11 protein-coding genes and 1 tRNA gene are annotated in these 13,479 nt (G+C 43.0%); 5 read left to right on the top strand and 7 right to left on the bottom strand.

The features are described 5' to 3' along the window. Nucleotides 1-99 precede the first annotated feature (99 nt). Nucleotides 100-402: a DNA base-flipping protein gene (locus tag R7Q48_RS08865; protein ID WP_005378570.1), complete on the top strand. Its 303-nt coding sequence runs from the start codon at nt 100-102 to the stop codon at nt 400-402. A 30-nt stretch (nt 403-432) separates the two neighbouring features. Here the strand turns inward: R7Q48_RS08865 and R7Q48_RS08860 are convergent, their stop codons facing one another. Further along, nucleotides 433-867 carry a YbaY family lipoprotein gene (locus tag R7Q48_RS08860; RefSeq protein ID WP_238844278.1) on the bottom strand — a complete coding sequence of 145 codons (435 nt, stop codon included), beginning with the start codon at nt 865-867 and terminating at the stop codon, nt 433-435. 240 nt (nt 868-1,107) lie between these two features. Between R7Q48_RS08860 and tesB the strand changes: the two genes are divergently transcribed. Then, complete coding sequence (tesB, locus tag R7Q48_RS08855) at nt 1,108-1,968, top strand: acyl-CoA thioesterase II (protein ID WP_005378575.1); 861 nt, start codon at nt 1,108-1,110, stop codon at nt 1,966-1,968. Between the two features lie 68 nt (nt 1,969-2,036). Here tesB and R7Q48_RS08850 read toward each other — a convergent pair whose 3' ends face one another. Further along, the gene (locus R7Q48_RS08850; RefSeq protein ID WP_238844277.1) at nt 2,037-5,078 is read right to left on the bottom strand and encodes a cadherin repeat domain-containing protein; all 3,042 of its coding nucleotides are present in this window, start codon (nt 5,076-5,078) and stop codon (nt 2,037-2,039) included. 456 nt (nt 5,079-5,534) lie between these two features. Further along, nucleotides 5,535-5,999: an Lrp/AsnC family transcriptional regulator gene (locus R7Q48_RS08845; RefSeq protein WP_025998626.1), complete on the bottom strand. Its 465-nt coding sequence runs from the start codon at nt 5,997-5,999 to the stop codon at nt 5,535-5,537. Nucleotides 6,000-6,139: 140 nt separating this feature from the next. Here R7Q48_RS08845 and R7Q48_RS08840 point away from each other — a divergent pair, with 140 nt between their 5' ends. Beyond that, nucleotides 6,140-7,234, top strand: coding sequence for a PLP-dependent cysteine synthase family protein (locus R7Q48_RS08840; RefSeq protein ID WP_005389952.1), 1,095 nt, complete (start codon nt 6,140-6,142; stop codon nt 7,232-7,234). A gap of 61 nt (nt 7,235-7,295) precedes the next feature. On the opposite strand, the gene R7Q48_RS08835 is transcribed toward R7Q48_RS08840, so the two are convergent. Beyond that, entirely contained in the window at nt 7,296-7,613 is a 318-nt protein-coding gene (locus R7Q48_RS08835) for a DUF1244 domain-containing protein (RefSeq protein WP_005378586.1), read from the bottom strand. Nucleotides 7,614-7,827: 214 nt separating this feature from the next. On the opposite strand from R7Q48_RS08835, the gene R7Q48_RS08830 reads away from it, so the two are divergent. Further along, nucleotides 7,828-8,403 carry a porin family protein gene (locus R7Q48_RS08830; RefSeq protein ID WP_213966479.1) on the top strand — a complete coding sequence of 192 codons (576 nt, stop codon included), beginning with the start codon at nt 7,828-7,830 and terminating at the stop codon, nt 8,401-8,403. 90 nt (nt 8,404-8,493) lie between these two features. Here R7Q48_RS08830 and R7Q48_RS08825 read toward each other — a convergent pair whose 3' ends face one another. From R7Q48_RS08825 to R7Q48_RS08815, 3 genes are all read right to left on the bottom strand, one after another. Further along, nucleotides 8,494-8,691, bottom strand: a complete 198-nt coding sequence (locus R7Q48_RS08825) for a type II secretion system protein (RefSeq protein WP_031781369.1) — start codon at nt 8,689-8,691, stop codon at nt 8,494-8,496. 221 nt (nt 8,692-8,912) lie between these two features. Continuing rightward, nucleotides 8,913-12,026, bottom strand: coding sequence for a multidrug efflux RND transporter permease subunit VmeF (gene vmeF / locus R7Q48_RS08820; protein ID WP_151514631.1), 3,114 nt, complete (start codon nt 12,024-12,026; stop codon nt 8,913-8,915). Beyond that, nucleotides 12,026-13,120, bottom strand: coding sequence for an efflux RND transporter periplasmic adaptor subunit (locus R7Q48_RS08815; protein ID WP_005389959.1), 1,095 nt, complete (start codon nt 13,118-13,120; stop codon nt 12,026-12,028). The genes vmeF and R7Q48_RS08815 overlap by 1 nt, the downstream gene beginning before the upstream one ends. A gap of 292 nt (nt 13,121-13,412) precedes the next feature. On the opposite strand from R7Q48_RS08815, the gene R7Q48_RS08810 reads away from it, so the two are divergent. Next, nucleotides 13,413-13,479, top strand: a tRNA-Tyr gene (locus R7Q48_RS08810).

The following is a 13,479-nucleotide window of genomic DNA, read 5'->3' as shown; positions in this document are numbered from 1 at the left end:
AAAGTGAGTCGCTGGCAACACAAGGGTTAAGAACCGTTAGCAATATACAAGTCCAATGGTTTACCATTCCTTAGTAATCCAAAATAGACACTTTTGAGTATGGACCAATTTTTAGCGCAAATCTTTGCTGTAATTCACCAAATTCCAAAAGGAAAAGTCTCCACCTATGGGGAAATTGCAAAAATGGCCGGTTATCCGGGCTATGCGAGACATGTTGGTAAAGCACTGGGTAACCTACCAGAAGGCAGCAAACTCCCCTGGTTTAGAGTGGTAAATAGCCAAGGAAAAATATCTTTAAAAGGCAGAGACTTAGAGCGACAAAAAAAGAAATTAGAAGCAGAAGGGATTGAAGTCTCGGAAGTTGGCAAAACTTCACTTAAAAAATACAAATGGCAGCCTTAAGCTGCCATTTTTTGTTCTCAGTACGTCGTATTAACGTGTGCCAACTAGACGAATATCTAACTGGTGAGTTTGTGCTTCATCTGTAATAACACCGTTATGTGTGTCACTGATAAAACGCAGCTTTCCATCTACCTCAATACGAGCACGAACGCTGTAACGATGGTTTGGTTTGATTTCATTGCTGTCATAACTCAACTCAAAAGAAAGAGGAACTTGCTTACCTTCCGTTTCGAATGTCTGTTTCGCCAACACTTTTGCTGGCGCATCCGCCAAGGACACATCTTCTAACGCAATAGTAACCACTGCGTTTGGTGGCAAGGCAATCCGCTCGCGATAAGCCACTGTACCTGTAATCGTCTTCATTGACGCCTCTGTAGATTCCATTTCTGTATGTTGAGAAGTTTGGCAACCCACTAACGCAGCCCCAAAGAGTAGAGAAGTAACAAGTAGTAGTGTTTTTTTCATATATTCCTCGAAAAGAGCATTAAACCGAAGCAATTATAGGTGTGGAATATAAAACTGTCTGCTTCCTGTCACTTTATTTGACAATAGTTTGACTGAGTTAGAATTTATCAAACAATTGATTTTGTTTCATAATTGGAACAATACTATTTCTAAGTTACTCAATAATTCTTAACTATGCCACTTCACAAGAGTGAGGCTGTTGAGGTAACTTGGAATGAAAGACAACGGTGAGGAGACACAATGAGTAAACCACTACGAGAATTGCTCAGCCTACTACAACTCGAAAAATTAGAAGAAGGCTTGTTTCGTGGCCAAAGTGAAAACCTAGGTTTGCCTCAAGTTTATGGCGGTCAAGTAATTGGGCAAGCACTTTCTGCTGCGCGCTACACCGTTGAAGAAACACGCACGGTACACTCCTTCCATAGCTATTTTTTGTACCCTGGCGATCCAGAAAAACCTATTATTTATGACGTAGAAAATCTGAGAGATGGCCGTAGCTTTAGCACTAGACGCGTAAAGGCAATTCAAAATGGACGCCCTATTTTTTACCTAACCGCATCCTACCATGGCGATCAACCTGGGTTTGATCATCAAAAAGAAATGCCAGATATCCCTGGTCCAGAAAACTTTGCCTCAGAGAGTGAGCTCGCAAGCCATATTGCAGAATTTCTACCCAAACGCTTACGCAAAACATTTTGCGGGGAAAAGCCAATCGAAACTCGCCCCGTTACGGTTATCAACCCTTTGAAGCCCAAAAAAGCAGAACCCAAACAGTACCTTTGGATTCGTGCTAATGGTGAAATGCCAGAGAATCAGCTAATTCACCAGTACCTTCTGGCCTACGCATCCGATTGGGGATTCCTTGTGACAGCAATGCATCCACATGAAGTCTCATTAATGACGCCTAACTTTCAAGTGGCCACCATTGACCACTCTATCTGGTTCCATCGTCCGTTTAAGATGGATGAATGGCTTCTATATGCGATAGAGAGCCCAACGGCGAGCAATACTCGTGGGTTGGTCCGTGGCGAAATATACAACCAGCAAGGTCACTTAGTGGCGACCGCCGTGCAAGAAGGGGTGATGCGCTACACGAAATAGCTCGTGTTCGCCAGACGAAAAAAGGAGTGCTGTTCCGCACTCCTTTTTTAATGGGTATCAAACGATGATTAATTTGGTTGATACTTCATGTTAATAACCGACCATTCGTAAAGTGATTTCGGGTAACCATATTCGCCTTTCCCGTAAATGACATTTGGGTCGGCATAGAATCCACCTTTATTCGTTGCTAAAAATTCACGAACCCCACGACGGTAAGTAATCACAGGTGCTACTAACTCATACTCTACCTTTTCCATCTTCGAGTCATCAATTATTAAGAACCGAGTCATACGAATCGTGCTGCCGTTGGTGCAGTACCCTGGGTCATCATAGTCAATTGCTTCAAAAGGCTTGAGATCATCTTCGAACAGCTCTGATGTACATCCATCAAATCGAGCTAAGTGTACCCACGCTCCTTTTATTAGAGTTTGGTCATCGTTACCCACCGGCTTGAATGCAAGTAGTGCAATCTTACCTTTGCCGTATAATTTCAATTCTTCGTCCGTTGGCTCACGCACTGAACGAACGTTCATCAAACCAAACTCACTTTCTTCTAAGTTAGAAAACTCACGTGCATTTAGCGTGCTAAACAATACTGTTTGTTCAGTTTCAAGCAATGTATATTGATCCGCAACACCTTCATCTGCAAAGCTTAGATACAGCTGGACTTTCTTACTTTCCAACGCTTTGTAATCTCTAGATTCTCCTTCCGAAACGTCGAGAGAAATCCAACGTCTTTTTACTGGTGGGAGGTCAAGTAATGTCAGCTCTTCCTTATCAACATCTAATGAAGCGACTCCTTTAATTGTTGAGCTGGATATTTGATAGCTGCGGTTTCCTATTGGTGTACCAAAATCTAGCTTAACCTTTTTAAATGGTTCAAATTCCACCTTCATCGTGGAAGTACTTAAACCAGGGTGCTTCGCTTTGTTAATAGTGCCATTTACGACGATTGTTTTAGCTTTGTAGTTGCGTCCAGTGAGGGTTACCTCTACTTGGTACTCGCCTGCGTGTAAAATCTTCAAGCGCCCCGTATCAGGGGAAACTAACTCGACCACAGGATCTTTTTGGTTAATAAGACGGTAACTTGCCTTCGCAGTCCCACCACTCATCACTGGTGAGATAACACTACTAGCGGAGAATTCTACCGTTGGGTAAGTAACCGATACAGGGTTTGTGCCTTGTTTAATCGTGACCGAGAAACTACTTTCACCCGGATCCACTTTGTCGTCCCCCGCATCCGAAACAATAATTTTTGTGCTACCCGCGTTAAGAATTTGCATGGCACCCGTTTGGCTGTTTAAGGAAACTACATCTGTTGCTGCGTTGTCTGCAAATCGGTACGTAACTTCCCCAACCGTACCAGAGATTTTCGGCGCAACAAATGTTTGGCCAACCTTCCAAATCTCTTCCACATCGGATTGAACTTCAATTCGGCTCGGCGCACTCAAAATTGTCACGTAGACTTTTTGATCAGGACCAACAGTATAATTCGCGCTCTCTTTTCTGCGCACAGTTAGCGTCGCTTTACCCGCTTTATACACATGGAGACGTCCTTCACTAAAACCACCGACAACATCTGGTGCGGTGTTATCTACAATCTCAATTTGCTCGTCAGCACTCAAACCAAAATCACGGTGAAGATCAAAACTGTATTTGTTGCTGTATACAACGTCATAATCGTGCGTTGCCATGGGTTGGCCTTCAGCCTTTGCAACTTTGATGACGACATTAAATTGAATAGGTTGGTAGAACTCCCCACCATCGTCTTCAAACTTAAGGTCGTACTCACCCGCAGTCACTACCTCCAATTTGCCATCAGTCATTCGTAAGCCATTAGGTAAGCTGCTAACTAGATTTACGTTACCTTTTTGCCCTTTAAACGCCAGAGGGATTGAAAGATTTGGTTGATAGGTAAGCGGCATTTCAATGTCTTTTATAACGGGATGAGGCGCGCGATTAACTTCAAGATCAAAACGAGTTTTGCTTGCAGGATAATTACGCATGTCATGCTCGTAAATTTCCACTTCAGCAGCACCAACACCTTTGATCAGTAATGCTTCACCATTTTCAGTTTTAGCAACAACGTCTTCACCACGAATGATTCTCAGCTCATAGTCACCGTAGGCGTTCGTCACCTTAGGGAAAATTCGTCCACCTTCCTCATAAGTTGTGACAATATCCGCTGCGCTGATTTCTTGACGCTTGCCTTGTTTTATATCCACAAAGAATTGCGCTGTTTGCTGTTTATCCAGAAACGCGTCGCTGTAAGTTGCAGTCGCTTCAACCGTTAATCGCCCAACATTATGAACAAGAAGCAAACCCGTTTCAGGGTCTAGCAACTCGGCCACCTTGCTGTCTGGTACGCTATTTATTATTTTGTAAGAAATACGTTGCGTTTGAGCTTTATCTAGACGCACTGGTTCTAACGTCAACCCTTCTCGATACTCGTCTTCAAGCAAAGCGAACTGTAATTGCCCCGGAGCTACTGCATGCAGTTTAACCGTAGCGCGAACTTGTTTCGGCAAGTAAAAGTCGTTACCTGAATCAGTAATCAGCACCGATGCCTGACCAACTGAACCTAATGAATATACCGACCCGTTCTCATCAACACGAATCAAGTTATGACCACTTTCTACCTCATAACTCAGTTCGCCTTTTTGGCCACGGACGATCAACGCTTTTCCTTCTGACTCAATCGCATTGAAATTCAGATCACTCACTGAAAGTTCAGTATTGATACCTCGCTCTACAGTCACAGAAAATCTTGCTTCAGAAGATTCATAAGCAGAGCTACTATCTGTAGCAAGAATAGTCGCCGTTCCTGGGCGCAGAATTTGTAGTATTCCTGAGTCATTAATTTTCACGACATTTGGCGGATTAGAATCAATGACTTGGTAAGATACCGACCCATGTACATTGCTCAGTTTTGCTTCAGTAACCGTTCCCACTCCTTCAAACTTCAATACCGTGTCTTCCACTTTTAATTGCGGACGGTTCTGCTTTGTTATCGTAGTTGGTGTCTTCGTATTGTTCGGCTTAGAGTCTCCCCCACCGCCACAGCCAGCAAGTAAAGCTGCGAGAAAAAGCAAATAGTAATTTCTGTTCATTTTTAGTAATACTTTGTTACATACAAGATGGGGCGATAATAATACGATGTTTTATTAATCACTATCCCCATTTTTGAGTACTTTATTACTTAAGTAATTGCTACTGTATTCATCCTAAAAACAAATACTCAAAAATAGCGACCAAATTACATGAAAACACAAAAAGCAAACGTTTAAATCAAACTCTTCCATTAATTTAGTAAAAATTAATATTCAATAAAATAAAACATGAAAAAGAAAGAGAAAAAATTGCGTTATTTTTTCTTTCATTATGATGTACAGGATTAATGGACTGTAAAAACAAATGGTTAATAGAAAATAGAAGAGAGAATAAATATCGTTTATATTTATAAAAATCTGATAGGAAATAGTTTTAAAAGCATAATCAAACTACCTTTTAACATTTAAAATACTAAAAGGTAGAATTAACATTAGATAGAATTCTTATAGGGCGAGTTATTTTAGGATTGGTAACTCTGTTGTGTATTTAATGGACTCCATAGCAAATGTTGAAGTCACATTAGATAGCCCTTTTACGCTATTAACTAACCGCTTATAGAATTCGTCAAAACACTTCATATCTTTGACTAGTACTTTCATCATGTAGTCATACTCGCCAGCCATACGATAAAACTCCATTACCTCAGGAAAGTCACTCACAGTTGTAACAAAATGGTGATACCAACCTTCGGAATGATCAATCGTTTTTAACTGAACAAATGCAATGAAAGATAGCTCGAGCTTTTCTGCACTTAACAACGCCACGCGTTTTTCGATGTAGCCCTCTTCTTCCAACCTTTTCAAGCGCTTCCAGCATGGTGTTGTAGTAAGATTGACTCGCTCAGCCACGTCATTTAATGACAAGGTGCTGTCGGTTTGTAGTAAAGCAAGCAGCTGCTTATCTATTCGATCTAAACTCATTTCTATAAAACCCATAAAATGTAGAAAATTTTTCTACAGATATCTTTATTAAGAGTAACAATAGCAAAGTTTTTCTCGGAAATTATAGATAAATTATCCCTATCTAATACTTATCTATCGATTTCCCAAGGAGAGACGCCATGTGTACTGACCACAATTGGATCAACAATGCAGTGCGTAAAATTGAAGCAGACTTCCAACGTTCTGCTGATACTCACTTATTTAAACTCGAACTACCTTCTCTTGATGGTATCGATATCTATCTAAAAGATGAGAGTACGCACCCTACAGGCTCTCTTAAGCATCGATTGGCGCGCTCATTGTTTCTTTATGCTATTTGTAATGGATGGATTGGTCCTGAAACCACTGTAATCGAGGCGTCCTCAGGCAGCACTGCCGTTTCGGAAGCGTATTTTGCGCGTTTACTTGGCTTACCGTTCATTGCCGTCATGCCGAAAACCACTGCACGTAAAAAGATCGAACAAATTGAATTTTACGGTGGTAAAGCGCACCTTGTTGAACGATCAGATCAGATTTATGACGAGTCTCGACGCTTGGCTCAAGAGCTAAATGGTCACTACATGGACCAGTTTACTTATGCTGAACGCGCTACTGACTGGCGCGGTAACAACAACATCGCGAACTCTATCTTTAGCCAAATGGAGTTAGAAGATCACCCGATTCCTAGCTGGGTAGTGATGAGTCCTGGAACAGGCGGCACATCAGCAACCATTGGCCGTTTTATTCGTTACCAAAAATACGACACTAAGCTTTGCGTGGTAGACCCTGAAAACTCAGTGTTTTACGATGCTTTCCAGTCAGGAAATCACTCATTGAAAGGCGATACTGGCAGCAAAATTGAAGGTATCGGGCGACCACGTGTCGAACCAAGCTTTATTGCTGGTGTCATTGATGAAATGCGCAAAATTCCAGACGCAGCCAGTGTGGCAACCGCCCATTGGGTATCTCAGCTGATTGGGCGTAAAGTCGGCGCATCAACAGGCACCAATCTTTACGGTGTGCTGCAATTGGCTTGTGAGATGAAACAACGCGGTGAGAAGGGTTCTATCGTGACGCTTCTATGTGATTCTGGAGAGCGTTACCTAGATACGTATTATGACTTAACATGGGTAAAAGAGAACATCGGCGATATTCAACCTTACTTAGCTCAACTCGAAGTCATTCAAGCAAAAGGTTGCGTTGAGCCAGCTTGTTGCGGCTCAACTAACGCTTAACGTGCAAACTGGACTTTAAAAAACAGCCCAACTTCATGCGGGCTGTTTTTATCGCTGGGTTTTACTTTTTCTGGCGCGCTTCAAACGCAGCCAATTGTTCTGGCGTTGCCGCTGGTTGATGATTTTGTTTCCATTCATCGTAAGTCATCCCGTAAACACGTTCGCGAGCGTCATCAATATCTAAATCCAAACCGAGATTTTCAGCCTCAGATTTATACCATTTGCTAAAGCAGTTGCGACAGAAGCCCGCAAGGATCATCAGGTCGATGTTTTGTACGTCTTTGTTGGCATCTAAATGCGCCAATAAACGGCGAAATGTCGCCGCGTCTAACTTATCTTGTTCTTCTTGAGTCAAGTTTTTGTATTTGAATTCAGCCACTTTCCTTTCCTTCTCTCTTATTTAACTAGCTTTCGTCACCATATCTAGTTAGTCGGTAGTCATGAGTAAGAAGTATGCTTTAGCGCAACAATTCCCATTCTAAAATCACTACCTTTGATAAAAGCTGATATGATAATTACCATCCATCCTATTGATTAAATTAACATTTAAACAAATCATTACAACGGTCTTTTACCAAGGTTATCGTCTAGTTATGAAAAACGCCATTCTATTATTGTCTGCCTTGACCATTAGCGTGCCAACTTTAGCTGCTCAAGAACAAGCTCATCAATCTTATTTTTATCTGGGTAGTGGTAACGTTGGTTTTGATACACCGTATTTCGGCTCGGATAGAGACAATGAGTGGTCAACACCACATATCACAGTTGGCTGGGGTTACCATGTAAACCAATACCTCGCGTTTGAAGGGGTTCTGCGCTATTCACAAAATGAACTTAAGAACGATGCTCTAAAAACTGACTTAGATCTTCACTATTACCAAGCAGGTATGTCTGCTGTTGTAACGAGTGATGACTTAGGCGATACGCCACTATCACTATTCGGTCGCGTAACAGCGCTTGGCACTCAAGCCGAAATGTACGTACCAAACGAACAAAAAGTCACAGATGACTCAGGCGCACTATTCAACATCGGTGCTGGTGTCCATTGGGATATGAGTACAGATATCTGGTTACGCGCAGAGTACATTTATAATGTCGCGGATATGGGTTTTGAAGATTTTTACGACAGCTACGAAGGTGTACAAATCAGCCTAGGGAAACGCTTCTAACATTAGATAGCACCAAGTTTCCATAATTGAAAAACAAAGAAGCCGAGAGTTTTGCCTCGGCTTCTTTTAGATTCTATAGTATGTCGTCACTTACTGAACAGAGAACGTTTCTGTTGCCTCTTTGTTCACATGGTTGCTTGGTTGACCAGCATCGAGAGAATGTAAAATACCATCTTGACGATCTTTTAATGCATTCGTCAACGTTGGAAGTGCGGTAGTTGCTAGCAACGCCATAACACCTGCAACTAAAACCATTTCGACCATGTAACTACCACGTACTTTTTTCAAGGAAACACCTCAATAATAATAGGCATAGGCTGCTTTCCTAGCATTAAACCTAACAAGACCCAACATTCAGTCAAAACGATGAGCGAGTCCTGTGCCCCTCGAAGAAGTGACGAAATAATAAACAAAAATAATCATTAAATCTATAAGTAATCACTATCTATATAAAAAAACACCGAACAAAAATTGCCCGGCGTTTTCAATCAAAGCTTTACGTGCTACTGCTAGGGGTGGGCAACACGGCCCTTCGTATCATGGCTAATTGCTTTGTTTAACTCTGCTTCTACATGACCTGGTGCTTGTGTTTTCGCCGAAATCAATCGGTACATTGCCGGGATAACAAACAAGGTCACCAATGTCGCAAACCCCATCCCGAAAAAGATAACCGTACCCACGGCAATACGGCTCTCATAACCCGCCCCTGTCGATACGATCAACGGAATTGCGCCAGCAAGTGTGGTAAACGCAGTCATCAAGATTGGACGTAGACGTCGCGCAGCTGCATCAATGATCGCTTTTTCAAACCCAACGCCACGATCACGTAGCTGATTGGCAAATTCTACGATCAAAATACCGTTTTTCGTCACCATACCAATCAACATGATCATGCCAATCTGGCTATAAATGTTCATACCTTGGCCCATAATAACCAAACCAAGGAAGCCACCAAATACACCCATCGGCACCGTAAACATGACCACTAACGGGTTTACGAAGCTTTCAAACTGAGCCGCCAACACGAGATACGCCACTAGTAGTGCCAATGCAAACACAACAGCAACACTCGCTTGGTTCTCTTTAAAGTCTTTCGACTCCCCCGAATAACTCACCGAAATGTCACCCGGTAAGTTGTCGATGGCTTCCTGGTCTAGGTAATTCAGCGCATCTCCTAATGTATAACCTTCCGACAGGTTGGCAGTAATAGTGATGGACTTCTGTTTGTTGTAGTGAGAAAGACGAATAGAGGCCGCCACTTCTTCAATTTTTGTGACCGCATCTAACGTCACTAGCTGACCGCTATTCGTGCGCAGATAAATCTGACTTAAATCTGCAGCATTATTAAAGCTATTTTCATCACCGCGAAGATACACATCGTACTCTTCGCCACGCTCAACATAAGTCGTTTCGCTTTTACCACCGAGCATGATTTCTAGGGTGTCAGAAATGTCTTGAACACTGACTCCTAGCTCTGCGGCACGCTGTCGGTCAACTGTAACCAATAACTCAGGCGTTTTTTCCGAGTAATCTATCTCTGCTCCTTCCATCATTGGTGATTCTTCTGCTTTGTTCTTTAGCATTTCAGCCCAAACAACGAGCTCATCGTAATCAGAGCCGCCTAATACGAACTGAACTGGCTCACTCGAACCACCTTGGAAACCTGGCATAAATGGGAACACTCGAACATCTGGGATACCTGCCAATTCTTTACGTACTTTGTTAAGGGCTTGCTGAGCCGTGATATCACGTTCGTTCCAATCTTCTAGAATCATGATCACAAAGCCTGTCTGGTCTCCTGCCTGGCCACCAAACGCTGGCGTTTGGATGCTGAATGACTTCAGATAACCTTGCCCTAGTAATGGCATCAATCGGTCTTCGACAATATCCATATTGGCTGACATACGATTGTATGACGTAGCATCTGCACCGCGCACAAACGCGAATATCACACCGCGGTCTTCTTGTGGGGTCAGTTGGGCCGGTACCTGATTCATCAAGAAATAGCTACCGCCCAAACAAGCTAGAATCACCAGCGGAGCAGCCCAACGTACTTTCAATGCGCCTTTCAATAATGCGCGATAGCCACTCTCAAGCTTGCTAAACAAGCGATCAACCGCTTCATTGAATCGATTTGGTTTTACATTCGCTTTCAAAATCTGACTCCCTAATACAGGCGTCAGCGTCAGGGCAATCAAAGAGGAGAATATGACCGACATAGCCAGCAATACAGAAAACTCTGTAAATAGTAGACCTACCATGCCATCCATAAAGGAGATCGGTAAGAACACCATCACCAGCACTAATGTTGTTGCTACAACAGCAAAACCAACCTCTCTGGTGCCTTTATATGCGGCGAGTAATGGCGATTCACCGCGTTCAATATGGTGGAAGATATTCTCTACAACCACAATTGCGTCATCCACCACCAAACCAATCGATAATATCAACGCCATCAAGGTGATCAAGTTGATAGAAAACCCAAAGTAGTACGCGGCAATGAACGAAGAAATCAGAGAAACAGGTACCGTAACCGCAGGAATTAAGGTTGCACGAGCTTGGCCGATGAAAATGTACAATACCAAAATCACCAAGCCGCCCGTGATAAATAGCGTGCTGTACACCTCTTCGATTGAACGCTCGATAAACACTGTCGCGTCGTAATCTATCGCAAGACGTGTACCTTCTGGTAAGAACTTCTGGATGTTATCGACTTCAGACCTAACCAGCTTCGCTACTTCTAACGGGTTTGCGTCTGACTGCGGTACCACACCAAGACTGATGTTTACTACACCATCACTTTTGAAGGTTGAGTTTTCGTTTTCTGCACCAATGAAGACATCTGCTACATCTTTTAAATAGATAGGTGTATTGTCGCTTGCGCGTTTAATGACAAGATATTGAAAATCTTCAGGCGTGTTATAAGTACGAGCCGTACGCACGGACATTACTGTTGAGTCGTTGCGAACTTCACCACCTGGGCTTTCTAGGTTCTCACTTCGCAAAGCTGATGTAATATCCGAAGCTGTAACTGAACGTCCAGCCATTAGTTCTGGCTTAAGCTTCACGTACATGACCTTGTACAAACCACCGGATAGATCAATGGAGCTAACCCCAGAGATCAGGCTAAAGCGGTCCATCAATACACGTTCGGCATAATCGGTTAATTGAGTACGGTCCATCTCTGCAGAACTGAGATTGATGTAGAGCGACGCCTCTCCCGAGCCATTGTTCTTATAAACAATAGGGTCATCCGCTTCATCAGGTAGCGAGCGCTGAGCACGAGCTACGGCATCACGCACGTCGCTCACACCTGTGTTGAGATCGTAACCTAACTCAAACGTGATCGTGATACGCGACATGCTGTTACGAGTAGTGGAGCTAATTTCATCAACTCCACTGATCCCAGAAAGCTGGTCTTCCAAAACGGAGGTAATTTGGCTTTCAATAATAGTCGCCGATGCACCCTCATAACGCGTACTGATAGAAACGACTGGGCTTTCTATATCAGGCATTTCACGAACGGCTAATTTGGTGAATGACACAAAGCCAAACACACACAACAGCATGCTCAGAACCAACGCCGCGACAGGGCGTTTAACTGAAACGTCGGACAGTAACATTAGTTTTCTTCCTCATCCGATTCACTGTCATTGCGTGTCACATCCGTGGTGTTCGCTTTTAGTGGCGCGACAATTTCTTTCACTTCGACACCATCACGCATGTTAACAATGCCTTGAACCACAATCTTGTCACCAATCTCAACACCAGATTCGATCACCACCTCGTTACCAACACGAGCACCTAGCGACACTTCTTGACGAGTAGCTTTGTTGTTTTCATCAATTACATATACAAAACGTTTAGTTCCGGAGTATTCAAGCGCTTGAACAGGAATGATTGGCGCCTTAATAGCAGGAAATGCTAGTGAAGCGTTCATCAACATGCCCGGCTTCAATTGATTTTCTGGGTTATCAAACTCAATACGCACGCGAAGATTCAGTGTTTCGGCGCTGATACGCGTATCAATACCTGTGACTTGACCAGTAAAGATCTGGCTACCCCATGCACTGGTTTTAGCGATGACTTCCATACCAATAGAAAGCATCGATAAATAGCGCTCCGGTACTTGTAAATCCAGTTCCATGACGGAAAGATCATCCAACGTCAAAAGTTCAGTACCCGCACTGACCATTTTGCCGCGGCTAAAATCGATAAAACCAACAGTGCCAGAAAATGGAGCAGTAATATGGAGATCAGCTAAATTGGCTTGAGCAGCATCTAGCCTCGCTTGTGCTATTTCAACACTGGCTTTTTGTGCATCGATTTCAGTTTGAGTAATCGCATTCCGCTTAACCAAACGTTGGAACTCTTTTAACTTACGCTGTTCATCTTTTAGATACGCCTTTGCCTCAATCAAAGCGGCTTGAGCCTTATCGTCATCTAACTTAATTAATAACTGGTCTTGCTGAACATTTTGATTCGCTTTAACAGCGATTTGATTCACTTTGCCGGCGACTTCCGATGCGACAACCACAGACTCCGCTGCCTTTAATTTGCCGATAAGAGTTAAGGATTGATTGATCTCGTGCGTTTCTACTTGTTCAGTCACAACGGTAACCGCTGAGCCTCCTCGCATCGCAGCGCAAACCGATGGAGAACTCAGTAATATAGAAAGCGTTAAAACAGATAACGATAACGTGGCTTTCATGCTCATGATATTGACTTCTAAACGAATAAACTTATGTCATTAAACTGCTTACAGTTTATCAGTAGATACGGTGTTTAACGTCAAGTAGTGTAAATTCAAGTAAAAAGCGCGCTTCTCTTCTGTTCAAAGGACAAACAAAACGCTGACTTTCTACCATCTTTGCCCAAAAAGACAGCATTCAACGTAAAAACGTAAGAAAAACGCTTTACAGCCTGAGCGAGTTTGCTATGATTCGCTCCGCACTTGGGAGATGAGTTGGGAAAACATCTTACTAAGTATAAAAATCCTCTGGAGGGGTTCCCGAGTGGCCAAAGGGAGCAGACTGTAAATCTGCCGGCACTGCCTTCGATGGTTCGAATCCGTCC

The sequence above is a fragment of the Vibrio sp. 378 genome, assembly GCF_033339435.1.
Note: the sequence above shows the minus strand (reverse complement) of the source record. Positions and strands in the feature narration are given on the sequence as shown.